Source organism: Candidatus Nitrososphaera gargensis Ga9.2 (genome assembly GCF_000303155.1).
Classification (GTDB): Archaea; Thermoproteota; Nitrososphaeria; order Nitrososphaerales; family Nitrososphaeraceae; genus Nitrososphaera; species Nitrososphaera gargensis.
Window position 1 is genome coordinate 1,848,171 of the sequence record NC_018719.1, and the last position, 23,999, is coordinate 1,872,169.

Genomic DNA, 23,999 nt, shown 5'->3' on the forward strand with positions numbered 1-23,999 from the left:
GATGGATGAATCGATCCTCCTAGATTCTATCCCTGCTGGGACAGGAATAACATTACAATGGTGCGCATTGGTTATGGAAGCAAGCTAATCAAATTGCATCTTGTCTAACGATTCCTGCGAATAGCAGCAAATTACCTGAACCGACCCTATTTTTTTTGACTGTCTCTAAAATTGCCTGCTCGTAAGCGACAAGGTTGTTCTGGGTATCTCTGTCCGAGAACGCCGTAATCCCTCCAGATATTATCACGATATTTTTGAACTTTTTCTTTCTGAACTCCTTGATAATAGCCATTCATTTACCCAGCATTGTCGCAGTGTTGCCGACAAGGTCCGACGAATATATCTCACGGACATCCATAATTTTTAACGCTCCCGTCCGTATGTAATCTTCCACGTCTCCAATCAATCCCGACTGCCTTATCTTTGAGTACATGCGGTTAACGAGCTGATTCCTTGGAATGCGGATGCCTCCTCTACCACCACTTCCTCCTACTGCATAGACAACAGCGTTACCTTCTGAAAGAAACTTGCCTACCATAGTGTAAAGGTTGTCAGAGCTATCTCTCACTTTCAGGATGCATATAGAATGAAGGCAGTCCAATGTCGTTGTACGTCAATTAGAAATTAAAAGGTTGTAAATCATAATTTCCCATTTTTATGATGATCATTCAAATAGTATTTTGTTTTCTTGGCATTGGAGACTTATTAAAAATCTTTAAGGGTAGCATCAAGCATGAACCACTGTAATTTATGCTCTGAAATCTTGCATTTTGATGATCATATAAGATTTGCAGACATCTAACCTAGATGAAGGATCTTTGCAACGGCATACAAGGAAGGCGTGAGGCCATTGCTGACAAGGGAAGAATCAGAGCTGTCCATAATGCAAGCGCTGATAAGAATGAGTACAAGGAGGACCCTTGAAGCCAAGCTGGGGCGGACGCTTTATTCCACCACTGTCTATGAAAACGTGAAAAGAGTCACGATATCATTATTATTTGCAAATGGAGGAGAGAACGACGCGACTACATATCTTATGGTCTCTTTTGAAAAAGATGCCAACCATGAAGAGATTATTACTACAAAGATACTTCCATTTCTAAGAAATGCCGGCAGGCAACAGGGACAATAACAATAATTCTATATCATCATTAAGTTGCTGGCGTTAGCAGCCAGACACAGCAATGCGGCAAAAATAAAAACATGGACAGCGCATTATTGCAAGTGGCAATACTGGATGATTTGAAATCCATTATTGAAAAAGAAATCCACGACCTCAAAGTCAATCTGGAAAGCAACCATTACCAAAAAGGCGAAATGAGTGAGCGGTTGATGTCAAGGATTGCAGACAGGAACGATATGATCAGGATCAACACGTTGCACTGGGTCTTGGACGTTATTGAAAAGCTGGAACAAAAGCGTTGATGAGATCACAGGCGCACATATACGGTTCCGCCGTGCTCCTTTATTTCGTACAGAACCAAGTCGCCGGACTTTCTCCATTCAGGGTTCTGTTCTACCCATGTCTCCTCCTTTTTCCATGACTTCATGTTTTCCAGCTTGCCGGTGAAGACGTTGTACTCGTACCCATGCATGTAGCAGACGATGTTGTCGTCTTTGAATTCCCCTTTTGAAAGCGATGCTCCCCTGTGCGGGCACGAATTGTTGCATGCAAAGAGCTTGCCGTTTCGCCTTCCGACCAGCACGTCAGTGCTGTCTACTCTGAATACCCGCATCGAATCGTCTTTCAGTTCATCGCTCCTGCAGACTGGTCGGTAGTAGCCATCGTTCACGAACTAAAAAGGAGACTGAAGATATAAAAATCAAATTCCCTTTTTTAGAGGTGAATTAGGCTCCCCTGTGCGCCTGTGTGCGGCGACTGGCCAGCAAACTTTCTCCTAAAGTGCCCAGATGGCCTCTTTGACAAAAGTTCTATAAACCATGCTTCATGCTCGACCTCTTCTTGCATTATCCTCTGGGCAATATCGTATGTCCTTGGGTCCTTGCCTGCTGTCATGTCACATACTTCGCCCCATGAGCGGATGGCACACTGCTCTGCTGCCAAGAGCACTTTTAATATTGAATTGATGTCCTCCCAGTTTTCTGGCAGGTATGCATCTGGGCACCCTGCCTGGTCAGCAAACTTCCTTATATCGCGTGGAAGTGCGCCTCCAAGCTCGTACAGGCGTGGGACCATAGCTTCAAAGTGGTTCCTGTCCTCTATCCTGGCATCTTCCACTATTTCTTTTATGCCCTCACCTTCAAGCCCAGTGCAGTGCATCCTCAAGATGGTATAGTAGTAATAGGTCGTGAACTCTGCACCAACTCCTGCAGTAATCAGCTTGATCAGCTTGTCAACGTCAACACCGTTCTTCCTGATGACTTCAAGCGCCACGATGTTTGGCACGTCACCCTTGGTTGTAGGTTTAGACATACTACTAACAGCCTTGAAATATCGGATAAAAGAGTTTCCGAATTTCCTCCCGGTTGTTTGTAATGAAAAGACATACTCGGTAGCAATGTAAAATTCTCTGCAACTCTTAATATCGTTACAGGTGTCGGTAACAGCAGTGCAAAATCGATCGGTCATCAGCAGGCGCAGATATGTTGCTGCAAAAGAGCAGCAGCTGTTGACGCTGGGCGACATCGCTCCTTCTTGGGACGAGCGGCTAAAGCAACTGCCAGTCAGCAAATGGTCGCTCAAATGGCTGAAATGGTATTTTGACATTGCCTCGCGTGAGACCTGCATCGTTGGAGAGGCTTTTGGGCAATCATCGGCATACTGGAACGAGTGTGCAGAATGCAGGACATTTAGCAGGCAGTTTCCCAGGCACTACAAAGCCCTCTCTTACAAGGAACTAGAACGCGACGTCCAGCGCTTTGTTGGTCACTGGAACGAGAAGCACAGGGACGTCGAGAATAATAGGCGCTGCCTCAGGTGGTTTGACAGCTTTGTGAGGTCCGATGGCTACATACGCACCCTGCAATAAAACCCATTTATTTTTTGATGCTGATGATGTGCATAGATCCGATTTGCGCAGGCCGGTTCCCATTGTCGATTACAATTCACCTGATTCGCAAAAGGCTATCGAGATCCTCCGCGGCAAGAGCATTGAATTTGTAGAGTATGACATTAGCAAGTTTGAGACGAGCTGCTGCGGCGAACTGTCCATTACTATCGCGCCTTCCGTGTTTGCTCCAGAAGGCTTTTTCAAAGGGCTTGAATGGGTCGTGCAATATGCATCTTCTGAAAGAAAAGGCGATCTGCCGCTTGAAGAGTCGGAAAGCGTCTACTGGTAGAAATATGCAGCCTGCCCAAGACCAAAGGCATTTAAGAACTGGCTTGCACTATAGCGGTGCGGTCAAATGGTGTCAAATATCCGCAGAGCAGCCATAATAACAAAGATGGACAGCAGCGAAGCAAGCGCTGCAGCTAGCAAGGTCGCCAGGCTGCTCGGCGAGTCCAAGGTCAAGGTCTACAGCGTGCTCCCGCTGGAAGTCACCGGCGCGGCGCCTGTCAGCCAAGAAAAGCTGAAAGATACGGAACTTGACCTTGTGTTTGCTATAGGCGGCGACGGGACCACACTCAGAGCCTTTCGTACAATACCTAGCAAGGTCCCCCTCTTTAGCATAAACAGTGGCGGCCATAGGGGCATACTGTCTGAAATCGGCGCTGATTCCATCGAGCAGGCCGTCCACGCCATACTTGGTGGCAAGTACTTTTACGATTCGCGCACAAGGATACAGGCGACTATCAATGGCAAGGTCCTGCCGCCTGCCCTAAACGACATACTGATTACAAGGGTAAGCCTGACAAGGACGCCTCTGGTCTCGATTAAGTTAATGGGTGACGAAATAAAGCAGAGGATGGACGGCATTGTGGTTTCTACTCCCACTGGCTCGACAGGCCACTCGTTCTCGATCGGCGGCCCGGTGCTCCACGAAGGCATGAGCTGCCTCATCCTGAGCCCAATTGCGTCTGTCAACAGGATGCCGCAGCTGGTGATCCCGGTGGAGGACATTGTCGTCCAGAGCACCTACGAATCACACATCATAATAGACGGGCAGGAGACATTCAGGGTCGATGCCGACAAGCCAATCAAGATATTCCGGTTCCCTGACGACGCGACGTTTTTGCGCCTCCAGAAAAAAGGAATGAGGCAGCTGGCCAAGCTTGGATTCTCAAAATTCGAGTTCTAGGTATGCCCTCGACGCAAGCGCGTTCTATGCAGGCACACCATTCCTATCCTCTGCTGTCAGTTACTACTGCACAACTCAGGCAATCCTTGACGAGGTAAAACATATCAAAAAGTCGCACGGTGCTATCGAGGCACTCTCTGCCGCCGGCAATTTGGAGATAATAGACCCTGGCAAGAGCAGCATTGAAAAGGTCAAGGCTGCGGCAAAGAAAACCGGCGACTATAGAAAACTTTCGCAGGCAGACGTTTCGATAATCGCCCTTGCGCTCCAGCTGGAAACAACACTCCTGACGGACGACTATGCAGTCGCAAACGTAGCTTCGGCGCTGAAAATCCCTGTCAAGTCCAGCTCTGGCAAGGGCATAAAGGAGACCAGAAAGTGGATATCCTACTGCAGCGCATGCGGCAGGGCGTTTGGGCCAGAGGCAAAAGAATGCCCGCTATGCGGCAACAAGCTGCGTCGGAAATACAGGGTCACTTCTTAGTTTTCGCTGTCCTGCTCAAAGAGCGTCCTTTGCACTATCTGCTTGACATTATTGGGAGAGTCGAGGACTTTGCGTACGCGCTCTGCCCTTGCAAGCCCAAAGCCTGGTATGGTTGCAAGCTCGGCCACGGAAGCGTTGAGGGCCCTCTTGGGCGTGTGGAACTTTTCAAGCATCCTTGCCGCAAGCTTCTCCCCTACTCCCGGCACTGACGAGAGCACTGACAGCTGTTGTATGTAAACAGGATTTTCTTTCTTGATCTTTCTGAGCAACGGTCCGGTGGCCTTGCCCTCCTGGAGGCTCTTGTTTACAAGCGTCACGAGCAGCTGCGCGGTCTGGTCTGCAGAAGGCGTGTGTATTATGGGGATTCGGAACTCTGTCGCGACAGTCGCAAGCGCGTCGTAGGCAAGCGGCATGCGCTCTGCAAGTTTCTTTACATCCATATCCTCTGCGTCTTCAGGGATTTCTGTAAGCTCGGCAATGTTGCCCTGCACCACTAATAACGGCTTTTGGTAATGCTTGACAAGGTCGGAGCACTGCACAAAGAGCCTGCCGTCATAGATCGAGCTTATCAGGTCGCGGACTGTTTTCCGCTCGACGGCTGTTTCTGGCGAAACGATATAGTCGCCTACCTTTAGTTGCGCAAAGTCAATAACCGCGCCGGCGTTCTTTAGTAGTTCAGGGATGCCGCTGTTCTTCTCCCTCTCGTCAACAACTATTCGGGTGGCAGGCACAACAGAAATCGTGGCCCGCTACCCTATAATTTTTATTCAGCCTTTGGTTTTGGACCTGCACCGGCAGATGGACCGGGTGCACCACCCTGCATGCCGCGTATCATTTCGTTTATCTTGTTCTCGACTTCCTTCAGGTTTTCCTTTACCCTTGCCTCCTGCTTGCCAAGAACCATCACGCGGGTATTTGACAGCTCCTTCTTTTCTTCCAGTTCCTTGATGACATCCTCTTTCTTTGCCTTGACAAGCACTGAGCCGGCGTTCTTGTATACAGCATCGTCAGGGCCTGCCTTTTTCAGCTCTTCAAGGGCCCTGTCGGTCTCTACCGTTTCAACCTCCAGCTGCTGCTTTTGCATCATTATTGCCTGCAGGTTCTGCTGGAGCTGCTGTAATCGCGATACCTGTTCTCTCAGCCACGGAGGAAGTTCCTGTTCGCTCATAAACTCTGCAGTTATTCGTATGACAGACTATAAAATCATAGCGTTGGCAAAAAAGTGCCAGCGAACCTCTGACAGTCCATATGCTATGCTACACTACCGCATTATTATACGCCCCGCTTCTTCTTCCTCCCTTCTTCTATTGAACTTGGCCCAGCAAAGGTATGGACATGCACTCAAACCTGGGCAAATCCATGCCAAAATTACACCTTATTTCGGCATACCTCTCCTCTGATCGTTCAGCTGCCTCGATCCCTTTCTGAATCTCGTCTGCGATTCTCTGGCGGATCTCTTCACTGCTCGCAAATTGGTTAGGAAGGGTCGTCGTCGTTGTCGTCTGCGTGCTGTTGTTGCTGCTGGCTGTTGTTTCTTGCGCCATGACATAGCCTGCAGTAGACGAAGCGTTAAAGTCATCCTGTATGGTTGATGTGATCAAGTTGTTGTTTCCGCTGATGTCGTCAATGAGTCCAGTTATCACGTACACGGTATCAAAACTGCCGATTTGGGCGGAGCCTTCAGAGATCGCGTATGAACTTGTCGCATCCTTGGTTATCTGGATGTGTATTGCAAGCGAAGTCGTATTGTTTTCCTGAGTGGTACTAGTAGTTGTTGTCGTTGTCTGTGCCAGCGCGGACTGCGCAAAAATAGTAGCAGCTCCAATAGCCGCCAGCACGTCAGCAGCCGCTGCCAGACTGGCAGTTACGAACAACACTACAAGAGTTATTATCGGTTTATTCATGAGCAACGGAAAAAGACCAAGATTATGCGGGTTCCGCCAGATGCTGCGTCTAACACATTCTACGATTTTGTTATAGTGGTAGATTCATTAATTATTACTAGCTGCTGTCACTATGCACTTGTAGGAGGCATCTGCCAACCGGATGTACGAGTTGATGCTTGCGCGGAGCGACGCAATGTCTGGTGTCTCAATATCGAAAATAATGTCTGAGTTTTTCAGAGAAATTGCTGCCCTGCCCTCTGTCTTGGGCAGACGCTTGAGGTCGGGGGCAAGTGCGTCATGAATAGAAGCTGCGACGCGGCTTGACTTTGCAGAAACCCTGATCTTAGCTCTGTAGCTTTTCAAGGTCGATGTCGTACGCCCCTGACGCGATCTTAAAGTTGCACTTGGGGCACTGCCAGATGCCTACCGCCAGCCGGCCGAACCTGAGCGAGCCGCATGACGGGCATCTACGCTTTTTGTGGAGCGTGCGGTGGACCTTACCGTAGCGCTTGCGCACGGTTGCCCCGAACTTTATCCCAAGACCCTTCAGGTTTGTCGAGCCTTTCTTAACCATTATTCTTTGCCAGCTCCTTTAGTCTTGCCCGTACTTCCTCTCCTTTAATTCTTGCTGTCTCTGCTGCCTTCTTTAGCTGGTCGACTGTGAATGCGCCAGTGTGCCCCTTCTGGATCGCACAAAAGCCTTCGTCGTTGGTAGTTATCGTTATCCTTGCGTCCATGCAGCCCTCTTCTTCCGCCGTGGGGTCTATCACCACATAGTCGCCGATCCTTGCCGCGGTTATCGAAACCGGTATGGTAGTCACCGGCATCGGCCTCGTCTGGCCCGTGTCGACCACCTTATCGTCCTTCATTTCAAGTATCGGCAGTTTGGCAGTCAGGAGCGATGCCACGACAGCATATGATGTCGCGTCGAACAGGTTCCCGTCAGCGTTTATCACACTACAGTCTACGAATATCGTGTAGACAATCTTACCTGGCACTAGCACCAGCTGGTCAAGGTCTATCATTTCTGATTCTCTGACACCCCTGTCGACTACTCTTGCCAGCTCGACCACCTCTTCATCTGGCGGTCCCGGCTCGATGTATGGAGACGCGGTCGGCAGCACTTCGGCTGTCACAATGAGAGCGCCTTTTTCTTCGAGCCCTTCAAACGGCTCGCCTGTCTCTACCTTGATGCCTGCAATAACTTCCGAGTCGCCAAGCTTAACCCTTGCAGAGCCGTTGGCCTTCTTTATCACATCAACCTCGATTTCAAGCGGCCTCTGCTCGTTAAAGTCCCTGCCATCAAGCCTCTTGCCACGGGCAAGCGAGTCCCACATCTGCTGCCTGCGCAGGTGTTCTACTATTATCGTAGATCTCCTTGACGAGCTCATTATTGTGCTTCCTCCTTTAGCTCAGTTTCATTGCCAAAATACTTTTGCATCAACGCCTGTTTTTGGATTTCATAGACCATCTTGCAGCCGCCAATCGCCTTGTCGAGGCATTCGTTGAACTGATCTGGCGTCAGCTTGCCGTCCAGCTGCAAAAGGGTGATCTGCTCTAGGCGCGGCATGTATGCAACGGGCATATCTGCGCTGCCCTCCTTATCTTCCGTGTCGTTGATATCAAGCACTATCTTATCGTCGACCTTGCCTGCGGCGCACGCGGCCACAAGGTCGCGCATATTAATGCCGGCATCTGCCAGGGCCACCGCTGCCGCTGTAATGCCTGCGCAGCGCGATCCCCCGTCAGACTGGAGCACTTCGACAAAGACATCGATTGCGGCCCTTGGGTAGTCCTCCAGCATCAGTGCAGGCTCGAGTGCCTCGCGCATGACCTTTGAAATCTCTACCTCCCTCCTCGAGGGGGCGGGGTTCTTGCGTGTGTCTGTCGAGAACGGCGACATGTGGTACCTGCAGCGGAGCACGCACCTATCGGACTGCGCCATGTGCTTTGGATGCACTTCGCGTGGGCCATACACGGCCGCCAGTATCTTGTTCTTTCCAAATTCAATGAACGCCGAGCCGTCGGCATTTTTCACGGTGCCGACAGTTATCTTTACTTCACGGAGCTCGTCAATGCCCCGCCCGTCAGTTCTTTTTCCATTTTCGTCTATCAAATTTCTTGTTTGAGTCATTATTTTTCACCTTCAACCTCCAATTCTTCTTCCACCTCGTCTATAGTGGATTCGATCTGTTCCGGCTGGGAAGCGCCGCCGACCGGAGAGCGCAATGATGTTTCCTGCTGTTGTTGTGGCGGAGTGTCCGGCACATTCAGGAGCACCTTGATGCGCTGCGTCAGGTTTGCCGTGTGCGCTTCCTCTTCTACCATCTTGATCGCCCTGACTGCCAGTTTTATTCCTTCCGGAGTTCTGCCAGTCACGACTACTATACCGTTCTGCCCTATCAGCACTCGCGTCTGGGTAGCCTGCTCTATCGTCTGGATCATAGAGCCGCGCTTGCCTATCAGGCGCGGAACTCGCGTTGCAGATATCTTTAGCACTTCGCCCCGCGGGATCTTGCCAAGATCGCGATCTTGCACAGTGAGCATCGGGTCGCGCGTCCTGTCAAAAGCCATGATGCGGGCAGTTATCATGTCCCCTATCGCAAAGTGCCTGCTCATGTCATCCCTTGCCGGCGAAAAGTCCCTCCCAAACACGTCCTGCGCCGGCAGATGCGCCGAGAAGCACGAGTTGATGTCCACCTCCCACGACAGCGACGAGTGATCGATAACCTTGCCGATCACCAAGTCATTGACCCGTGGAATATAGACACCTGATAGTGGAATGACCTTGACTCCATCCCGCCCTGTCTCTGCAATTCCAATTCTCGTTGCAATGAGAGCGTTGCCAGCTTTAATCACATTCATTAGCGGCCTAAAATTTCCCTCGGCAATCTTGTCTCCGGGTATGACATACCTTCTCCTCACATCGTGCATACCTCAAAGACTCACCACCGGGGCAACAAGCCCTTCTGAAAATATATCATCGTTTTTCATTTTTCTCTTCTCTCTCCTTTTGGGTTAGTTATAGCTGACTTATATTTTAAGTGTAGATATATGATACCGCTATCTAGCCTAGCCTTCCTTTACCTGAGCCGAGCCCTTTGTGACCGAGCCCAACCTGTCGAGGAACTGTCCCTTGAGGCTGGCGTTCATTTCAAGCACCGCTCTGAGCGAGCCGTCAGATAGCCACTCTTCGCTCCTGAGGTCGCCTGTTGACTTTAACACGCTGTATGACTGGGCAGCAAACTGGGGCGGCACAGTGACTGTCAGTTTTGCAGTCTCTGACTTGAGCGGCAGTATCTTGCGTAGTGCGTCCACGACCGTCTTGGCCTGATCGTCTGCCTTTTTGAACGGGTCGATAATCACCCTTGCCTCGTCCATCGCCGCCTCTATCCTAATGATGGGGTGTGGCAGGTGCGTCTTGGGGTCCACAAAGCTCTTGTTGATGAACTGGACGATCTGCTTTTTCTTTTCCTCCACCATCTTTCTACGCTGGTCAGTCGTAAGGTTAAGCTCGCCCCTTGCAAGTATCTGCTTGGCCACTTCTGCCGCGTCGGTTGTCTTGAAGTGTTTCATCATTTTTTCGCTAGACGCCCTTGAGCCCTTGTTTGCGTCAGAGTAGATCTCATCTGACACAAGCACGCTTGAAATGTCTGCCCTCTTGCCCAGCTTGTATTCCAGAGCGGGGTCGGGCTTGACCAATAGCTCGAACTTGTCGCCGTCCAGAGTGAGGCGGGCGACTGTAAACTTGTCCGTCATTTTATTATTGACCGGATCATTTCCGGAGTATATATGCGTGTCAAGCTAGACTGCAAAAATTTGCAACTTTCGGTAGATTTTTAAGGACGTTTTGGCCTGCTTTCACAAGTATTGGCTTCTCCGTCCGTTGAAGTTGTTGAGAAATCCGATGAGAGGATCGTTGTCAGGTTTAACAATATTCCAAGGCAGTATGTAAATTCGCTCCGCAGGCTGGCGATAAGCGAAGTCCCCACACTGGCTATTGACGACGTTGTAATACTTGAAAACTCGTCCGTTATGCACGATGAGGCAGTGGCCCACAGGCTTGGGCTCATCCCCCTCCGCACCGACCCCGGCAGGTTCGTCATGCCACACGAATGCGACTGCAAGAGCACTCTTGGTTGCAGCAAGTGCAGGGTGCTCCTTGTGCTCGACGCGGAGGCAAGCGAAAAGACGCTTGTAGTGACATCTGGCGAGCTGGTGTCTGAGGACGAGATGGTCAAGCCGGTAAGCAAGGACATCCCGATAATCGTTCTGGCACCAAACCAGAAACTAAAGTTCGAAGCGTATGCAAGGCTTGGCACAGGCAAGGACCATGCCAAATGGCAGCCGACCTCGGCAGCGATCGTCAAGGACGGCAAGGACGAAAGCGAGATAATTCTGGTGATAGAGTCGAATGGCGCGCTGACGGCAGAAGAGATACTGACCGGCGCGGCAGAGCGGCTTGCGGCAAAGGTCAAGAACTTTAAGCAGGTGGTATCGTCGCTCAAGGTACCAAAGAATGCCTAGGTACATTTATTTGGGGAGCTTTTATTACGAGTTGACATAACGCATATGATGTTTGCCAATACAATGGTCGATAACACTATCTGGACTCTTCGCTCCGCCTTCAAGAAAAACAAGGCGCCGATCTGGCGGGCTCTGGAGGAGGAGCTCGCAGGCCCAAGGGCGAATAGGCGCGAGATAAACGTAAGAAGGCTCGCCGAGATCACCAAGGCCGGCGAGGTGGTAGTAATTCCCGGCAAGATTCTGGGAACTGGCAGCCTAGGTCACAAGCTGACGATTTGCGCTTTTTCAATATCTGAAACTGCCGCCAAGAAAGTAGTCGAATCAGGCGGCAAGGTCGTGACGTTTGAAGATCTGATAAAGAAGCATCCAGACGGAAAGGGAGTGCGTATAATTGGCTGAGCAAAAAACAGTGCAAAAGCAACAAAAAACAGCAGTAGTCGTCGACGCGACAAACTGCATAGCAGGCAGGATGTGTTCGCACGTTTCAAAGCTGTTGCTTCAGGGCAACAGGGTCGTGATCGTAAACGCAGAAAAGGCGATGCTATCAGGCAACCACTACAAGACCATCGAGCTTTACAAGGAGCATCTGGAGATCAACTCGGTCACGAACCCGATTCACGGCCCGTTTCACCCAAGGAGGCCCGATACGATCCTGTCCAAGATGGTGAGAGGGATGGTGCCCAAGAGAAAGTCAAGTGGCATGACTGCGTTCAAGCGCCTGAGGGTATATATCGGGGTGCCTGAAGAAATGAAAGGTGCCAAGATGGAGTCATTTTCTGATTCCAAGATCACAAAGCCCGAGTCGTACTATATTTCGATTGGCGAAATTGCCAAGCAGATAGGGTGGAAGGGAGAGCAATAATAATGACAAACAAGGTAGAGCTCTATCCGGGGCAGCGCAAATCAAGCAGGGCAGTTGCCACGATTGCAAAAGGCTCCGGCAAGGTAAGGATAAACAACACCCCGGCTGAATTGATAACTCCCGATATTGCAAAGGAGATGGTGCTGACTCCGCTCACGCTTGTAGGCGACTACCGCAACAAGGTCGACATTGACGTGCAGGTGCACGGCGGCGGCTTTATGGGCAGGGCGTTTGCAAGTGCGGTCGCGATCTCTAGGGCGCTGACAGGCCAAGAGAAGGGCGGCAAAGACCCGAAGGAGCACCCTTTCACAAAGAGCGTGCGCGAAGAGATAAGGAAAAAGATAACCGAGTACGACAGGCACCTCTTGTCAGGCGACAGCAGGCAGACAGAATCCAAGAAATTCGGCGGCCCCGGTGCTAGGCGTAGAAAGCAAAAGTCGTACCGTTAAGCAAGCGGGCCTCTAGAAGAATGTACTGTAGTAGTACGTCACCTTATTTTTATAAAAATCTCTATTGCTCTGCCTTGTTTGAAATACAGAAGCAGGGCGGATATCTGCACCGAGATCCTAAAAATTGCAGATAGGGGCACTTCAAAGACAAAGATAATGTACGGCGCATATCTCTCCTTCACGCAACTCAGGGAGTATCTAAAGTTGCTCCTTGACAACGGGATGCTATCCTTTGACGAAAAGACCATGCAGTACAGGACTACCGAGACGGGACACAACTTTATCAAAATGTATGAACGCATAGACCAGATGTTTGACAGAAAGCAGCAGACGGGTTCCGAAAAAGGCTAAGCCTTGCCGTCCTGCGTCGTGTACACCCTGTAGAGCTTGCCAGTCTGCCTGTCGGTGTACTTCCACTCGTCAGGGTTGAGCTTCATTTCCTTGAACTTCGCCTTTATCGAGGGATGAAGCATCTTGTAGACATCTTCGCCGATCGAGATCCTGTTCGGGCCTGTCAGCAAGGTTATCTTGGCCGCGATGTTCATACAGTAGCCAAGTATGTCTATCAGCGAGCTCCGGTCGTGTCCATACTGCACGATCACGTTTTCGCCTTCGTCCATTCCTATCTTGACGTTCAATTCGGGATAGTCGTACTGGTTCAGGATCGGATTGATGCCATTCTTTACCACCGCCATCATCGACTTGGCGCACTGGACAGCTCTGTCGCACGCAAGCAGCTTGTTATAGCTTGCAGGGAAAAATGCAATGACCGCATCGCCCACGTATTTGAGCACGTAGCCTTCGTGGCTGTCAACCACCTGCGACATCTCGTAGGTAAACGCGCGTATGATTGTCGTCAGCTTGTCGGCCGGCAGGGTCATGCTCATATTAGTCGACCCCACAAGGTCGGCGTACATTATCACAAGCGGGATCTTGCTGCTTACGTGGTTGAGCAGGTACTTTTGCCCTAGCTCCAGCGACACATCGTACTGGTAACGCCGCTTGAGCGCCTTCCAAAGCCTGTCCTGCGTCTGCGAGACAAGGGTTTCAGAATCGACTGTCTTGGGCTCTTGTGCGCTGGCTCCGCTGCTGCTCATCATCATATCGAACAACGTCTTGTTGGTCTTGTCCTGCTCTTCACCCTGCTCCTTCTTTGCCTCGGCCAAACCTGTCTCGTGCCTATGTAGTCAATTGTTGCATTTAAACATGGATATATTAGGCAGGGCTATGCCACTTCTGGCTGTGAGGGCGCCGTTCAAGGGTGAGGACTATTTTTGCAGGCGGGTAAACGCTGCCGCCCAAAAGGTGGAACAGACATATCTCGAAGCGATCGGGCCGGCGATAGCCATGCGCCAGACCAACGCTATGCTGGGCGATGGCACCGTGACGCAGGCAGACACCTTTGACCCGCAGAACGTACAGGTGTTCTACCAGCGACTGGCAAACTCACTGAAGGGCTGGGCGTTCACAGGCATCTTAAAATCGGCAAACGAGGACCTACACAGGCTTTACTGCCAGTTCACAAAGGAGGCCGGCAAGTACTATATCAGCGGCTACTTTGGCGTCCAATTCCACGTTCTGCCGTACTACAGGGTTGACAGGCGCGTCATAGAAGTACAGAAGGAGCTTGCCAAGATAGCAGATGACGCGACCTCTCTTTTCAAGGATATGACAGGGGCGGCCGATAAGGCGCTTGCGGCCGAGCTTGAAAAGCGCGGCTATGGCAACCTAGAGTTTCAAGAGCTGTTTACGAAAATATTCGATGACGAAAAGTTGGTGCAGGAGCTTGATGAAAAGGCGGCGGCCGTTGAAAAACAGTTCCCTGAGTTCGAGAAGATGGGCAAGAGAAAGACAGAGCTCTTTGCAGAGCTGAACGACCTGCTAATTGAGCTGTACCAGACATCGCCGGTTCTGATAGATTACAATAGGCTCATGCATGGAGAGGAAGGCGTCACCAATTATTTTGACATCGAGGTGATCAAGAATAAAAAGACAAGGGAAGCACACCTTGACACTCCCAAGATAAAAAAAGACTATGCAGACCTGATTGCAGGCGAGCTTGACAAGGTTGCAGACGCCCTGAAAAAGGCTAAGATCCCCTAGACCGCGTCAGAGTCTGAAAACCGACCAGTCCAGCTATGGCAACTGTAGAAGTCACAATGCTGTATAAGGCTGCAGCCGGCATGCCGGACAAATCAAGCAGGAACCCAAAAACAAGGTTTGCAACCAGAAACGAAGACCCGATGACCATGTTGTACAGCCCATAGGCAGTGCCGCGCATGTGGCTTGCGACATACTTTGGCACTACTGCCCTCTGGACAGTTTCGGCTATCCCGATGTAAAGGCCATAGACCACTGCAAGCAGGTATGCGTGAGCCGAACTTGTGGACAGGAGCATAAGCACCGTGCTTGCAAGAAAAATGCCGTAAGAGATGGATAACACCTTCTCCTTTCCAACCCTGTCTGCCAGCATCCCCGCAGGGTATCCGATCAGGGTATGTGCGGTGTTTATCACGGCATAGACCAAGACAACCATGCTATCCGCAACCCCAAGATCCGAAGCCCTTATGAGCACGAATGAAAAGTTGAACGCACCAACGCTGAACATTCCCATTATGACCAAAAGCGCGACTAACTTTTTTTCTGCCAGGACGTGTCGTATATTGCCGGCGATTGAGCGCTTGACCTCTGATGATGGCACAAACTTTTCCTTTACAAAAAATATCAGGATAACTACTGCGATTGATCCGGGAACGAGCGAAAAGTAGAACACGCCGGCGAACCCTACAAACGGAAAGAGCGCAAAGGCAACAAGCGGCCCTATTATCGCGCCCGCCTGATCCAGAGACCGATGGAGACCAAAGGCGCGGGCGACCTTTGCCTCAGGCACAGACTCACTTATCAGCGCGTCCCTTGGCGCAGTTCTTATCCCCTTGCCCACCCTGTCTGCCGATCGTACGGCAAATGCGTCTGCCCAGCCGCCTGCCAGCGCAAAGAACGGCTTGCTCGCAGCCGATAGTGAGTATCCAATTAGCACGAGTGGCTTCCTCTTTTGTACCCTGTCAGAGGTGACCCCTGACGCCATCCTGACGGTGTAGCCCAGCATTTCTGCCACGCCTTCCACGAGCCCAAGGAGCGTCCTTGAAGCGCCGAGCGGCCCTGTCAAGAACAGCGGCAGGAGCCCAAAGACCATCTCTGATGATAGGTCGGTAAAGAAGCTGACAAGCCCAAGATGCTTGACATTACTGAAGTCACTATCCTTTTTGGGTTCCAAGGATCAGCCCACCCTCGATTGGTCCATCTGTCGCCTTATAACAATAACTTCTGACAGTGCTATAAGGTCGATTGTGCTATTGATATACTGTGTCTGATGAGAAAGTAGTAAAAATAACGAAGGATGGCTCTACGGCAACCTACAGGGAGACAGCTGTAGAGAAGAGCAAAGATGGCTCTACCCACATAATGACAAATGATAATGAAAATTTGAAAACTAAAGCATTGCGTGCCGAAAACGCTGTGGCCGATCTTGTCGATTCTGCGCTGGACAAGGCGACAAAGACAATAAAAACCAAAGCAAGCGAGCTCAGTAAGTCAGGGGCACTGGAGCCGGGCTACGCGGTGGGTAGAAAGGACTCGGCAGATATAGGGCGGCTTGGCCCGATGGTGACAGACCTCGCGGCCACGTTTGAGAATACAATTACCATGATCCGGAACCACCCATATGACGAACAGGTTCGATTACTGACGGGCTACAAAAAACTGCTTGAAGAACAGATCAACGTGATTGATTCAAGAATCCACTTCATCAAAAGAGTCCGGTAGGCTTCCTAGGGATAAATATTCAATAATCATGTTGGGTCATTAAACATATGGCAAGACCATTGAAAGCGCTAGACTGGCTTGTGATCGCAGCCCTCGTCATTCTGGCTGCCATCATAATTTACATGCTGCGGCCGCTTATCGTGGTTCTTGTAATAGCAGCTGCAGCATACATCATGTACATGGGCAAAAGATTGACGCGGCTAAGTTAGTTAAAATCGTTCTAGCTGCGGCTTTTTGTTAGTTATCGCTAATCGTTTTGATGCATATACTCGTCGATGTTTAACCCTTCATGTATTTCTCCAGAAGATACGCCAAGAGAAGAGCCGCCCTTACGGCTGTGGCTCCGGTCGGCAAGGTAGACAATCCGCTGCGGCAAAGGTATCTCGATCCTGTTGGCATCAAGCTCCTTCTTTACTTGTTCCACCAGCTGCTTCCTCATGTTAAACCAAACAGAGAACGGGACCCAGCACCACACATTGATGTTGACCGCCGAGTCTCCGAGGCTGTCCACGTAGATGTCCGGCTCCGGCTCGATCAGCACAAGTGGCGTTTCTCTCAGACTCTTTCTGATCATCTCAACTACCTTTGTGGTGTCTTCTCTGTACGCAATACGCACGCTTATTTCGACCCGCCTTGCCGCTGCACCAGAAAAGTTCCGGATCTCAGAGAGGAACACATCTGAGTTTGGGAGCCTGACATACGTGCCGTCGAACATGCGGAGCCGCGAAGAAAGCGTCGTTATCTCTACCACTATGCCGGCGACATCCGGCAGCTTGCCTGTTATGAGGACTGGGTCGCCTATCTTCATTGGCTTGTCTACCTGCAGAAAGATGCCCGAGATCAGGTTTGAGAAGAGCGACTGTGTCGCAAAGCCGATGACGATGCCCGCTATCCCTCCTGCCAAGAATACACCGGATAGGTCGATGCCAGAGACGCCTAGTGCGGAGAAGAGCGCGATTGCTATTATCACATAGTAGCTTATCCTGCCGATAGTCTTGCGAGTATCTGGAGGAAGATGTGAGCCAAGGTATCTTGTTGTAACGATCCGGACGGAATGTGCTATCACAAAGCCGGCTACGATTATCACGATCGTCAGCAGAATGGTAAGCAGCTCAACAGGTATCCCAAACACATCTATGGTTCCGGGTATCCCGAACCACGAAGAGGATACTGTTGCGTTTTCTGCCGACAAACGGCCAAGTATACAATGACGTAGTATATTGGTTTTAGCAGAAAGTTTACAAATGATGGTCATAATTCTGCACCATGGAAGAGCTCTTTGGGCAGCACAGACTGCAGTCCAAAGCTACAAAGGACTACCAGCTTGTGTTTGGAGAGAACAGGATCGAGATAAGCAGTGTCGGCTCCTCGCTTTCTTACAGGCGCTACGCGGGGAACGAGCTTGCGACTGAGGCGATGATAGTTTCAAACGAGGACCCGGTGATAATTGGGGTCTTTCCAAACACGCCGCTTTTCACGCCTGCAGCTGTTGCCAAGAATGTATACCTAAAGTTCAAGACGCCCGTGGTAGTCGACCAAAGGAGCCGGGTGGTTATCTATGCAAAAATGCCAATAGAGATAGGCGTGTACCGGCAGTCAAAGGACGAGGAGATGCTCATCGACTCTTTTTCGCGGGGGCGCCAGCAATATGCACTTTATGGCTCGCCTGAAAGCGGGGTTGTGTGCCGGTACATGGAGACCGAAGTCAGCACAAACATTGACGACATCAGGCCTGCAAAATATGAGGAGGCGCTGGTGCGGATCGGAATCAAAAATGACATAGACAATGTCATCAAGGTTAGCAAGCTGATAATTCCCATGGATAGCGTTATACTGGATCATGCGCATGACGATTCCTGGCTGCCAGGAACCGTGGAGATGGATCTCAGCACGTCCTTCGGAAAGGATATCGTGCACGTGCGCCTTGCTAACACCAAGGTAAAGCGCTCCGACAAGACAAGCATCAAGGCAAAGAAAGAAGAGACGCTGGTCTTCCTTATGGACGCAGGATACTAGATTTCGTGTATAAGTTCTGACAGGTTCCTCTTTGGCTTGGCATGCAGCATCTTTTGTGGGTATCCAATGCAGAGCATGCACGATGGCACAAGGTCGGTGCCAAGCGCCTGCATCACCTTCTGCTCGTCAATCATGCCAATCCATACCGAGCTCAGGCCCAGCGCATGGGCCGCCAGCTGAGCGTACGCGGCCGCCAGCGTGGCATCCTGCACAGAGAACTTTTTGATAATGTGCGGCGGAAAATTCATCTTGACCCTTGACGGATCCATGCAAAACACGAGCAGCACCGGCGCGTCCACGTACGGCTGGTTGTTGGCAGCCTGTACAAGCTTTGCCTTGACGTCAGGATTCTTGACATGATAGATCTCAAACCCCTGAAAGCCGCCTGCTGTTGGAGCGGTGTCGGCCGCGGCAAATATCATTTCCAGCTTCCAGTCCTCCACCTGCCTGTCCTCAAACTTGCGCTGTGATCTGCGGTTTAGCATCACGTTAAAGAGGTTGGTCTGGAGCGCGTCGTCTATCTCTGACGGGGCCTCCTCCTTCTTTGGGTACAGGTTGGTGCTCTGTTCGCCGGCATACATCCTTGAAAAAATGTCGCTTGGGTACATCCAGTATACCATCGGGATGATCTCGCAATAAAGATTTTCTGTCCTGACAAGACTGAAATAGTGTCTTGGCCGATCATATCATGGCTGTAATCATCAATGGTTCAGACAAAAAAGATGGTCCTTGAGGTGGAGATAGAAATTGACGTCCCGGTGGATATTGTTCAGGACAAGAGCAGAATAAAGGCTGTCGAGGACGGTCTTGGTCGCAGTATTTCAAAGGGCCTCTATGATCAGGGGGTCTCGTTCTATATAAAGAAGATGAGCTCCAAGATCAAATGAGAGAGGCATAGTTGGCATTATAGGTTCATGAGAGACCACAAGCTACACTCAAGTGGTTAAATATTGCGCCTCATGCCCCGATTTTACGAACATATTCCTGATAGCTTCTATCGTGCTTCTCACGGTAGGAAGCGGATACCTTGCAAGGGCCGGGATGCACTACTCTGACGCAGCACAGGACGACGTCATCATAAGCCAAGAGTTTGCCGCATGCGGCAGCTGCCTTGACAACAACCAGAAGATAATGGACGCGTACGTCGAATCCCTGCGAGGCAAGATGCAGGAAAGCCTGCAGGACATGATCCTCAATGCTGGGATAGGGGTCGCCCTGTTTTGCATGGGGGCCGGCTTTTCAATGATCTACATAAAGTGGTACAGGAACACCGAACCTATTCTTTGACAGCCAGTGTCCTGAGCACCTTCTTTTCAAGGTCGAATATTCTGACAAGGTGGTTGTTGGTGTCGGTGATGTAGAGCAGGCTGCCGCGCACTTCTACATCGCTAGGCTCATACAATCCAAGCGTGTCACACGATGGGTCATCAATGTTGCACATTGTTTTCATCTCTGGCCTGCCTACCAGCGTCGATATCCTCTGCTCTGCAAGGTCTATGAGCCGTACAGCGTGATTGTACGTGTCTGCCACATAGATCTTGTTGCTGCTCTCGCAGGCGACCCCAAGCGGGTGCTGCAGCCTCGCTTCTTCGAGGGGCCCGTCCTTGTGGCCAAACACGAACAGCCCTTCGCCCACCGCCGTCTGGACCACCTTGCGGCCAAGGTCTATCCTCCTGACCGCAGAAACTTCGCTGTCTGCCACAAATAGGTAGTTGCCGAAAACTGCAAGGCCGCTTGGCTGCGCAAACTGGGATTCTTCAAGCGAGCCGTCGACAATGTTTTCATAGCCGCTGCCTGCAAACGGTCCTATCCTGCCTGTCTGTATATGGTAGGCCCAGATCTGGTGCAGGCCGGCCATCGCAATAAGGATAAAGCCGCTGTCGTGCGTAAGGTCCCAAGGCGAGCTCAGCTGCGTAACCTTGCCGTCCTGTGGCGACTGGATCCAGTAGCCTTGTTTGCCGTTGCCTGCGAGAGTCTTGACCATCCTTGACTGGAGATCTATCTCTCTCAGCGCGTGGTTCTCGGTATCGGCGACATAGATCTTGTCATACCCCACCCACAGTACTCCCTGCGGCCGGAAGAACCGGGCCTGCTCAAAGCTGCCGTCGCGCAGGTCTTTTGAGCCGCCTCCCACCTTGTGGATTATCTTGCCGCTGTCTGCATCGACGACAAGAATTCGATTATGGTTCGAATCGCTTATTGCAAGCATTCTGCCGTCGGGCGAAAGCGACAGCTTGCCAGGGTACGACAGCACCCGCGAATGCGCTGCCTCGGGCCGCTTTATTTCAATGGGCTCTGGCGCAAGCGTTCCCTGTTCCTTGTGCCTTTTAAGCAACACGCTGATGACATCGTCAAGGTACTCACGCTGACCCTCGCCGGATTGCTGGTATACGACGTTGCCCTTTGGATCAATTACTACAAGCGTCGGCCAGCCGCTTACGCCGTACGACTGCCAGATCTCCATGCCCCTGTCGACTATTACAGGATGGCTTATCTCGTACCGGCCAATGGCTTCTCTGATATTTTCTGCTTCTTGCTCGTTATAGAATTTTGCAGAGTGCACACCAATGACAACCACTGGCCTGCCACGATACTTTTTCTCTATCCACTCCAAGTCTGGCAGTGTGTGCATACAGTTGATGCAGCAATAGGTCCAGAAATCAAGAACTACTACATGCCCTTTCAGGTCGTCAAGCGAGAGCGGTCTGTCGGTGTTGAGCCAGACAAAGCCCTTTTGGAAATCCTTTGCCTTTGAATTAACGAGCGAGGGCCTGCGGAACATATATAGCTGGTTTATCTCCTTTACGGAATTTAAACCATTAACGCGCTATCCTCAAGATGCTTCTCCGATAACGGGTCAGAAAATTATGTAGAACGTGTTTTATGTTATGAATTCAGACTCTGCAAGGAAATGCCAGAAAAGAGTCTGTTGTCTGTTCTGTTCATTGCCGGCATGCTGGGGGCATCACTGGCGGCTCTGCCGCTAATGCAAGCCCACGTTAGCGCTTCCAAAATGACAGACAACAACATTTCTATCGAAGAGTATGACAAGATGAAAAATTGCACGACAGACCTTGACAAGCGCCCCACGTCAATAGAATACCTGACGCACTTCAACTGCGGCAGGGTGTCTACTACAGAGGACGGCCAGACGATCAGAGAGTTCACTCTCATTGTTGAGGAAAACCAGACGGTTCCGGTATCACACGAAGGTCACACTCTGAATGCATGGACTTTTAATGGCACTGTGCCGGGCCCGACCATGAGGATGACTGAGGGAGACTTGGTGAGGATAACGGTCATAAACAGTGAGGACAGCGTGCACCCACATTCGCTGCACATGCACTCGATACACGAGGCGGCTATGGACGGGGTGCAGTCAGATCCTATAGCGCCGGGCGACAGTTTCACATATGAATTTATTGCGCAGCCTTATGGTGTGTATCCATACCACTGCCACATTGACCCAATTGCAGACCACATCAATAGGGGGCTGTACGGCATACTCATCATAGACCCCAAGGAGCCGAGGCCGCAGATGACAGAGCTTGCCATGATGATGAATAGCTATGACCTTGATTACGATTTGGAAGGACCAGTGACGATACCGACAGTACAGGAGCTAGAATCGGGCAACAGGACTGAAGAGGAGGAGCGCGGCAACGAGATCTACACTGTTAATGGAAAGGCGTTTGATTACATGCACTACCCAATAGAGCTCGAGGTTGGCAAGGACTACAGGATATACGTCGTGAACATGGTAGAGTTTGACCTTGTCAACTCTTTCCATGTACATGGCGCGCTGTTCGAGTACTATCCTTCTGGGACATCAGATAAACCTGCGTTTACAAATGACATCATTGTCCTTGGCCAAGGCGACAGGGGAATAATGGAGATGTCATACAAGTACCCAGGCAAATACATGTTCCACGCGCACGTGAGCGAGTTTACCGACCTGGGCTGGATGGGGTTCTTTAACGTGACTGGCTAGATGCAAGGCATATACATAGAGAAAGGAAATAGAATAAATATCGTAGAATCTGATTTTATGGCAACATGGAATGCGCAGTCTATGATACATATGTTACAAAGAAAGATGGCAGGATAATGCACTTTGACGTCGTGGTGGAGGCAAGCACCCCGCACGAAAAGGCGATCGAATACGGCAAGCAGTACCTTGTCACCGCCGGTCAGGCTGGACAAAAGATGACGTCAGAAGAATGCCAGTTCTGCCACATACAAGAAGCGCCTCCTTTTGTAGAGAAGGCAATCAGGCAGAACGGCTACTGGATACAAAAGATGGAAGGCTGCCCTCCATAGGGGTTTTTCCTATTTTTAATTCTCAATTTGTAATTAATTGCAGATGCGAGATTCTTTTTGAAACTACTTGGCATGACAGCCGACCGGCACAAATTATAATTAAGGCATAGGACTGCTGTTGCATTGCATAGTGCAATGAACAACGACAGCGTGTGGGATCCTGACAAGAGGCAAAAGATGCCCAAGATCGAGGACATCCTCAAGGCCAGAGACCTGTTGTCAGAGACTATCAGAAAGACGCCGCTCCAGAGTACCAGGACATTCTCGGGGCTTGCCGGCACAAACCTGTTTATGAAGCTGGAATGCCTGCAGGTGACCGGTTCTTTCAAGGTGCGCGGGGCGTTTGCCAAAGTGAGCAGGTTATCGGACAAGCAGGCAGGCTATGGCGTGATTGCGGCGTCTGCAGGGAACCACGCGCAGGGGGTGGCCTACGCCGCCGCGATAAAAAAGATCCCGTGTACAATCGTCATGCCGCAGAACGCGTCGCCGGCCAAAGTGGCTGCGACTAGATCGTACGGCGCTCAGGTGGTAAGGCGCGGGGCGAACTATGACGAGGCGTGGGAGGCCACACAAGAGATTGCCAGGACAGAGGGCAGGACGATAATTCACGCTTTTGACGATCCCGATATCATCGCCGGCCAAGGAACGATAGGTCTCGAAATCCTAGAAGACCTGCAGGATGTTGATAGGATATATCTGCCGGTGGGCGGAGGCGGCCTCGCCGCAGGGGTTGCAATCGCAGTCAAGTCGAAAAAGCCAAACGTCAAGATAATCGGCGTAGAATCAAAAGCGTTTCCGGCAATGAAAGAGTCTGTTGCAAAGGGCTCGCTTCAATCTACGAAGCGCGGCTACAGCATTGCAGACGGCATTGCCGTAAAACAGCCAGGCAAGTTGACTTACGAGATCGTAAGCAAGTATGTAGACGACATTGTGCTCGTTGACGATGTGTCCATAGTCAAGACCATGTTCCTTCTGATGGAGCGCGCCAAGTTGGTAGTCGAGCCTGCCGGTGCTGCAAGCCTCGCATACCTGATCTCAAATGGCGGCCACGCAGGAGGAAGGAAGGACAAGGTAGTCACTGTCCTATCAGGGGGCAACGTCGATATGTACCTGCTTGGGCAGGTGGTGGCAAAGGGGCTGATGCAGATGGGCAGGATGCTCAAGATCTTTATCCTGCTCCCAGACAAGCCCGGCGCGCTCAAGGGCGTCGTGGACAGCATCGCAGAACTTAGCATCAACATTGTCGAGGTCGAGCACGACAGGCTCAGCTCCCACATACCTGCAGGCACTGCAGGCGTCTATCTGAGTCTTGAAATGGAGGATGAAAAGCACGCGCAGCGTCTGGTAGAATTCCTGAAGCAGAAGGAAATAGAGTTCAAGGTAGTCAGCTGATTTGTCACTATGTTTACAATCTACAGAAAATAGTACCTTGT

37 protein-coding genes and 1 pseudogene are annotated in these 23,999 nt (G+C 50.8%); 20 read left to right on the forward strand and 18 right to left on the reverse strand.

Going from position 1 to position 23,999, the window contains the following annotated elements; translation table 11 throughout:
- Positions 1–88: 88 nt before the first annotated feature.
- Positions 89–292: a hypothetical protein gene (locus NGAR_RS11100; protein WP_015019830.1), complete on the reverse strand. Its 204-nt coding sequence runs from the start codon at positions 290–292 to the stop codon at positions 89–91.
- Complete coding sequence (locus tag NGAR_RS11105) at positions 293–568, reverse strand: hypothetical protein (RefSeq protein WP_015019831.1); 276 nt, start codon at positions 566–568, stop codon at positions 293–295.
- Between the two features lie 273 nt (positions 569–841).
- On the opposite strand from NGAR_RS11105, the gene NGAR_RS11110 reads away from it, so the two are divergent.
- Complete coding sequence (locus NGAR_RS11110) at positions 842–1,132, forward strand: hypothetical protein (RefSeq protein WP_015019832.1); 291 nt, start codon at positions 842–844, stop codon at positions 1,130–1,132.
- A 92-nt stretch (positions 1,133–1,224) separates the two neighbouring features.
- Positions 1,225–1,425 carry a hypothetical protein gene (locus tag NGAR_RS11115; RefSeq protein WP_148681345.1) on the forward strand — a complete coding sequence of 67 codons (201 nt, stop codon included), beginning with the start codon at positions 1,225–1,227 and terminating at the stop codon, positions 1,423–1,425.
- A gap of 5 nt (positions 1,426–1,430) precedes the next feature.
- Here NGAR_RS11115 and NGAR_RS11120 read toward each other — a convergent pair whose 3' ends face one another.
- Together NGAR_RS11120 and dps are read right to left on the reverse strand one after the other, a co-directional pair.
- On the reverse strand, positions 1,431–1,793 hold the full coding sequence (locus NGAR_RS11120) for a Rieske (2Fe-2S) protein (protein WP_015019834.1): 363 nt from the start codon (positions 1,791–1,793) through the stop codon (positions 1,431–1,433).
- 44 nt (positions 1,794–1,837) lie between these two features.
- Positions 1,838–2,434 (reverse strand): DNA protection during starvation protein, encoded by a 597-nt coding sequence (gene dps, locus NGAR_RS11125; RefSeq protein ID WP_148681346.1) that lies wholly within the window; start codon positions 2,432–2,434, stop codon positions 1,838–1,840.
- Positions 2,435–2,570: 136 nt separating this feature from the next.
- Here dps and NGAR_RS11130 point away from each other — a divergent pair, with 136 nt between their 5' ends.
- From NGAR_RS11130 to NGAR_RS11145, 4 genes are all read left to right on the forward strand, one after another.
- The gene (locus NGAR_RS11130; RefSeq protein WP_015019836.1) at positions 2,571–2,990 is read left to right on the forward strand and encodes a hypothetical protein; all 420 of its coding nucleotides are present in this window, start codon (positions 2,571–2,573) and stop codon (positions 2,988–2,990) included.
- A gap of 28 nt (positions 2,991–3,018) precedes the next feature.
- Positions 3,019–3,300, forward strand: coding sequence for a thioredoxin domain-containing protein (locus NGAR_RS11135; RefSeq protein ID WP_148681347.1), 282 nt, complete (start codon positions 3,019–3,021; stop codon positions 3,298–3,300).
- Positions 3,301–3,366: 66 nt separating this feature from the next.
- A complete protein-coding gene (locus NGAR_RS11140; protein WP_015019838.1) occupies positions 3,367–4,200 on the forward strand; it encodes an NAD(+)/NADH kinase in 834 nt (277 codons plus the stop codon).
- Positions 4,175–4,684 carry an NOB1 family endonuclease gene (locus NGAR_RS11145; protein WP_015019839.1) on the forward strand — a complete coding sequence of 170 codons (510 nt, stop codon included), beginning with the start codon at positions 4,175–4,177 and terminating at the stop codon, positions 4,682–4,684. Before NGAR_RS11140 ends, NGAR_RS11145 begins: the two co-directional genes overlap by 26 nt.
- Here NGAR_RS11145 and NGAR_RS11150 read toward each other — a convergent pair.
- The 9 genes and pseudogenes from NGAR_RS11150 to NGAR_RS11190 all read right to left on the reverse strand — a co-directional run bounded on the left by NGAR_RS11150 (position 4,681) and on the right by NGAR_RS11190 (position 10,329).
- The gene (locus NGAR_RS11150) at positions 4,681–5,415 is read right to left on the reverse strand and encodes an ERCC4 domain-containing protein (protein WP_015019840.1); all 735 of its coding nucleotides are present in this window, start codon (positions 5,413–5,415) and stop codon (positions 4,681–4,683) included. The genes NGAR_RS11145 and NGAR_RS11150 overlap by 4 nt on opposite strands.
- Positions 5,416–5,447: 32 nt before the next feature.
- Positions 5,448–5,852, reverse strand: coding sequence for a prefoldin subunit beta (locus tag NGAR_RS11155; RefSeq protein WP_015019841.1), 405 nt, complete (start codon positions 5,850–5,852; stop codon positions 5,448–5,450).
- 136 nt (positions 5,853–5,988) lie between these two features.
- On the reverse strand, positions 5,989–6,588 hold the full coding sequence (locus tag NGAR_RS11160; RefSeq protein WP_015019842.1) for a hypothetical protein: 600 nt from the start codon (positions 6,586–6,588) through the stop codon (positions 5,989–5,991).
- Positions 6,589–6,675: 87 nt separating this feature from the next.
- Entirely contained in the window at positions 6,676–6,933 is a 258-nt protein-coding gene (locus NGAR_RS11165; protein ID WP_015019843.1) for a KEOPS complex subunit Pcc1, read from the reverse strand.
- Entirely contained in the window at positions 6,914–7,144 is a 231-nt protein-coding gene (locus NGAR_RS11170) for an eL43 family ribosomal protein (RefSeq protein WP_015019844.1), read from the reverse strand. The genes NGAR_RS11165 and NGAR_RS11170 overlap by 20 nt, the downstream gene beginning before the upstream one ends.
- Positions 7,137–7,961: an exosome complex protein Rrp42 gene (gene rrp42, locus NGAR_RS11175; RefSeq protein WP_015019845.1), complete on the reverse strand. Its 825-nt coding sequence runs from the start codon at positions 7,959–7,961 to the stop codon at positions 7,137–7,139. The genes NGAR_RS11170 and rrp42 overlap by 8 nt, the downstream gene beginning before the upstream one ends.
- Positions 7,961–8,704, reverse strand: coding sequence for an exosome complex exonuclease Rrp41 (gene rrp41, locus NGAR_RS11180; RefSeq protein ID WP_015019846.1), 744 nt, complete (start codon positions 8,702–8,704; stop codon positions 7,961–7,963). Before rrp41 ends, rrp42 begins: the two co-directional genes overlap by 1 nt.
- Before the next feature lie 134 nt (positions 8,705–8,838).
- Positions 8,839–9,504, reverse strand: a pseudogene (gene rrp4 / locus NGAR_RS11185) (exosome complex RNA-binding protein Rrp4); the annotation flags it as partial.
- 138 nt (positions 9,505–9,642) lie between these two features.
- Positions 9,643–10,329: a ribosome assembly factor SBDS gene (locus NGAR_RS11190; RefSeq protein ID WP_015019848.1), complete on the reverse strand. Its 687-nt coding sequence runs from the start codon at positions 10,327–10,329 to the stop codon at positions 9,643–9,645.
- Between the two features lie 111 nt (positions 10,330–10,440).
- Here NGAR_RS11190 and NGAR_RS11195 point away from each other — a divergent pair, with 111 nt between their 5' ends.
- From NGAR_RS11195 to NGAR_RS11215, 5 genes are all read left to right on the forward strand, one after another.
- On the forward strand, positions 10,441–11,097 hold the full coding sequence (locus NGAR_RS11195) for a DNA-directed RNA polymerase subunit D (protein WP_187147476.1): 657 nt from the start codon (positions 10,441–10,443) through the stop codon (positions 11,095–11,097).
- A 45-nt stretch (positions 11,098–11,142) separates the two neighbouring features.
- Positions 11,143–11,496 (forward strand): 50S ribosomal protein L18e, encoded by a 354-nt coding sequence (locus NGAR_RS11200; protein ID WP_015019851.1) that lies wholly within the window; start codon positions 11,143–11,145, stop codon positions 11,494–11,496.
- On the forward strand, positions 11,489–11,959 hold the full coding sequence (locus tag NGAR_RS11205) for a 50S ribosomal protein L13 (protein ID WP_148681351.1): 471 nt from the start codon (positions 11,489–11,491) through the stop codon (positions 11,957–11,959). The genes NGAR_RS11200 and NGAR_RS11205 overlap by 8 nt, the downstream gene beginning before the upstream one ends.
- Entirely contained in the window at positions 11,959–12,408 is a 450-nt protein-coding gene (gene rpsI, locus NGAR_RS11210; RefSeq protein ID WP_148681836.1) for a 30S ribosomal protein S9, read from the forward strand. Before NGAR_RS11205 ends, rpsI begins: the two co-directional genes overlap by 1 nt.
- Before the next feature lie 78 nt (positions 12,409–12,486).
- The gene (locus NGAR_RS11215; RefSeq protein WP_015019854.1) at positions 12,487–12,759 is read left to right on the forward strand and encodes a winged helix-turn-helix domain-containing protein; all 273 of its coding nucleotides are present in this window, start codon (positions 12,487–12,489) and stop codon (positions 12,757–12,759) included.
- Here the strand turns inward: NGAR_RS11215 and NGAR_RS11220 are convergent.
- The gene (locus tag NGAR_RS11220) at positions 12,756–13,574 is read right to left on the reverse strand and encodes an adenylate/guanylate cyclase domain-containing protein (protein WP_015019855.1); all 819 of its coding nucleotides are present in this window, start codon (positions 13,572–13,574) and stop codon (positions 12,756–12,758) included. The genes NGAR_RS11215 and NGAR_RS11220 overlap by 4 nt on opposite strands.
- A gap of 61 nt (positions 13,575–13,635) precedes the next feature.
- Here NGAR_RS11220 and NGAR_RS11225 point away from each other — a divergent pair, with 61 nt between their 5' ends.
- A complete protein-coding gene (locus NGAR_RS11225) occupies positions 13,636–14,511 on the forward strand; it encodes a hypothetical protein (RefSeq protein ID WP_015019856.1) in 876 nt (291 codons plus the stop codon).
- Here NGAR_RS11225 and NGAR_RS11230 read toward each other — a convergent pair.
- On the reverse strand, positions 14,498–15,682 hold the full coding sequence (locus NGAR_RS11230) for an MFS transporter (RefSeq protein WP_015019857.1): 1,185 nt from the start codon (positions 15,680–15,682) through the stop codon (positions 14,498–14,500). The two genes, NGAR_RS11225 and NGAR_RS11230, sit on opposite strands and share 14 nt — an antisense overlap.
- Before the next feature lie 89 nt (positions 15,683–15,771).
- On the opposite strand from NGAR_RS11230, the gene NGAR_RS11235 reads away from it, so the two are divergent.
- A complete protein-coding gene (locus tag NGAR_RS11235; protein WP_015019858.1) occupies positions 15,772–16,230 on the forward strand; it encodes a hypothetical protein in 459 nt (152 codons plus the stop codon).
- Positions 16,231–16,277: 47 nt separating this feature from the next.
- Complete coding sequence (locus tag NGAR_RS17655; protein ID WP_187147478.1) at positions 16,278–16,439, forward strand: hypothetical protein; 162 nt, start codon at positions 16,278–16,280, stop codon at positions 16,437–16,439.
- A 38-nt stretch (positions 16,440–16,477) separates the two neighbouring features.
- Here the strand turns inward: NGAR_RS17655 and NGAR_RS11240 are convergent, their stop codons facing one another.
- Complete coding sequence (locus tag NGAR_RS11240; protein ID WP_187147479.1) at positions 16,478–17,422, reverse strand: mechanosensitive ion channel family protein; 945 nt, start codon at positions 17,420–17,422, stop codon at positions 16,478–16,480.
- 74 nt (positions 17,423–17,496) lie between these two features.
- Here NGAR_RS11240 and NGAR_RS11245 point away from each other — a divergent pair, with 74 nt between their 5' ends.
- Positions 17,497–18,246 carry a DUF432 domain-containing protein gene (locus NGAR_RS11245; protein WP_015019860.1) on the forward strand — a complete coding sequence of 250 codons (750 nt, stop codon included), beginning with the start codon at positions 17,497–17,499 and terminating at the stop codon, positions 18,244–18,246.
- On the opposite strand, the gene NGAR_RS11250 is transcribed toward NGAR_RS11245, so the two are convergent.
- Positions 18,243–18,827 carry a nitroreductase family protein gene (locus tag NGAR_RS11250; protein ID WP_407637204.1) on the reverse strand — a complete coding sequence of 195 codons (585 nt, stop codon included), beginning with the start codon at positions 18,825–18,827 and terminating at the stop codon, positions 18,243–18,245. The two genes, NGAR_RS11245 and NGAR_RS11250, sit on opposite strands and share 4 nt — an antisense overlap.
- Before the next feature lie 123 nt (positions 18,828–18,950).
- Between NGAR_RS11250 and NGAR_RS11255 the strand changes: the two genes are divergently transcribed.
- Positions 18,951–19,133 carry a hypothetical protein gene (locus tag NGAR_RS11255; RefSeq protein ID WP_148681353.1) on the forward strand — a complete coding sequence of 61 codons (183 nt, stop codon included), beginning with the start codon at positions 18,951–18,953 and terminating at the stop codon, positions 19,131–19,133.
- A gap of 52 nt (positions 19,134–19,185) precedes the next feature.
- Positions 19,186–19,533, forward strand: coding sequence for a hypothetical protein (locus NGAR_RS11260; protein WP_148681354.1), 348 nt, complete (start codon positions 19,186–19,188; stop codon positions 19,531–19,533).
- Here NGAR_RS11260 and NGAR_RS11265 read toward each other — a convergent pair.
- The gene (locus NGAR_RS11265; protein WP_015019863.1) at positions 19,523–21,028 is read right to left on the reverse strand and encodes a thioredoxin-like domain-containing protein; all 1,506 of its coding nucleotides are present in this window, start codon (positions 21,026–21,028) and stop codon (positions 19,523–19,525) included. The two genes, NGAR_RS11260 and NGAR_RS11265, sit on opposite strands and share 11 nt — an antisense overlap.
- A gap of 129 nt (positions 21,029–21,157) precedes the next feature.
- Here NGAR_RS11265 and NGAR_RS11270 point away from each other — a divergent pair, with 129 nt between their 5' ends.
- From NGAR_RS11270 to ilvA, 3 genes are all read left to right on the forward strand, one after another.
- Positions 21,158–22,237 carry a multicopper oxidase domain-containing protein gene (locus tag NGAR_RS11270; protein WP_015019864.1) on the forward strand — a complete coding sequence of 360 codons (1,080 nt, stop codon included), beginning with the start codon at positions 21,158–21,160 and terminating at the stop codon, positions 22,235–22,237.
- Between the two features lie 65 nt (positions 22,238–22,302).
- Positions 22,303–22,566 (forward strand): DUF2024 family protein, encoded by a 264-nt coding sequence (locus NGAR_RS11275; RefSeq protein ID WP_015019865.1) that lies wholly within the window; start codon positions 22,303–22,305, stop codon positions 22,564–22,566.
- A 135-nt stretch (positions 22,567–22,701) separates the two neighbouring features.
- Positions 22,702–23,958 (forward strand): threonine ammonia-lyase, encoded by a 1,257-nt coding sequence (gene ilvA, locus NGAR_RS11280; protein WP_015019866.1) that lies wholly within the window; start codon positions 22,702–22,704, stop codon positions 23,956–23,958.
- The last annotated feature ends 41 nt before the right edge of the window (positions 23,959–23,999 follow it).

Excerpts from the sequence above, each read along its gene's own strand:
- NGAR_RS11100 (WP_015019830.1), bottom strand. The coding sequence starts at position 292 with ATGGCTATTATCAAGGAGTTCAGAAAGAAAAAGTTCAAAAATATCGTG.
- dps (WP_148681346.1), bottom strand. The coding sequence starts at position 2,434 with ATGTCTAAACCTACAACCAAGGGTGACGTGCCAAACATCGTGGCGCTT.
- NGAR_RS11140 (WP_015019838.1), top strand. The coding sequence starts at position 3,367 with ATGGTGTCAAATATCCGCAGAGCAGCCATAATAACAAAGATGGACAGC.
- NGAR_RS11155 (WP_015019841.1), bottom strand. The coding sequence starts at position 5,852 with ATGAGCGAACAGGAACTTCCTCCGTGGCTGAGAGAACAGGTATCGCGA.
- NGAR_RS11160 (WP_015019842.1), bottom strand. The coding sequence starts at position 6,588 with ATGAATAAACCGATAATAACTCTTGTAGTGTTGTTCGTAACTGCCAGT.
- NGAR_RS11170 (WP_015019844.1), bottom strand. The coding sequence starts at position 7,144 with ATGGTTAAGAAAGGCTCGACAAACCTGAAGGGTCTTGGGATAAAGTTC.
- rrp42 (WP_015019845.1), bottom strand. The coding sequence starts at position 7,961 with ATGAGCTCGTCAAGGAGATCTACGATAATAGTAGAACACCTGCGCAGG.
- rrp41 (WP_015019846.1), bottom strand. The coding sequence starts at position 8,704 with ATGACTCAAACAAGAAATTTGATAGACGAAAATGGAAAAAGAACTGAC.
- NGAR_RS11190 (WP_015019848.1), bottom strand. The coding sequence starts at position 10,329 with ATGACGGACAAGTTTACAGTCGCCCGCCTCACTCTGGACGGCGACAAG.
- NGAR_RS11200 (WP_015019851.1), top strand. The coding sequence starts at position 11,143 with ATGATGTTTGCCAATACAATGGTCGATAACACTATCTGGACTCTTCGC.
- NGAR_RS11225 (WP_015019856.1), top strand. The coding sequence starts at position 13,636 with ATGCCACTTCTGGCTGTGAGGGCGCCGTTCAAGGGTGAGGACTATTTT.
- NGAR_RS17655 (WP_187147478.1), top strand. The coding sequence starts at position 16,278 with ATGGCAAGACCATTGAAAGCGCTAGACTGGCTTGTGATCGCAGCCCTC.
- NGAR_RS11245 (WP_015019860.1), top strand. The coding sequence starts at position 17,497 with ATGGAAGAGCTCTTTGGGCAGCACAGACTGCAGTCCAAAGCTACAAAG.
- NGAR_RS11250 (WP_407637204.1), bottom strand. The coding sequence starts at position 18,827 with ATGTATGCCGGCGAACAGAGCACCAACCTGTACCCAAAGAAGGAGGAG.
- NGAR_RS11255 (WP_148681353.1), top strand. The coding sequence starts at position 18,951 with ATGGTTCAGACAAAAAAGATGGTCCTTGAGGTGGAGATAGAAATTGAC.
- NGAR_RS11265 (WP_015019863.1), bottom strand. The coding sequence starts at position 21,028 with ATGTTCCGCAGGCCCTCGCTCGTTAATTCAAAGGCAAAGGATTTCCAA.
- NGAR_RS11270 (WP_015019864.1), top strand. The coding sequence starts at position 21,158 with ATGCCAGAAAAGAGTCTGTTGTCTGTTCTGTTCATTGCCGGCATGCTG.
- NGAR_RS11275 (WP_015019865.1), top strand. The coding sequence starts at position 22,303 with ATGGAATGCGCAGTCTATGATACATATGTTACAAAGAAAGATGGCAGG.
- ilvA (WP_015019866.1), top strand. The coding sequence starts at position 22,702 with ATGAACAACGACAGCGTGTGGGATCCTGACAAGAGGCAAAAGATGCCC.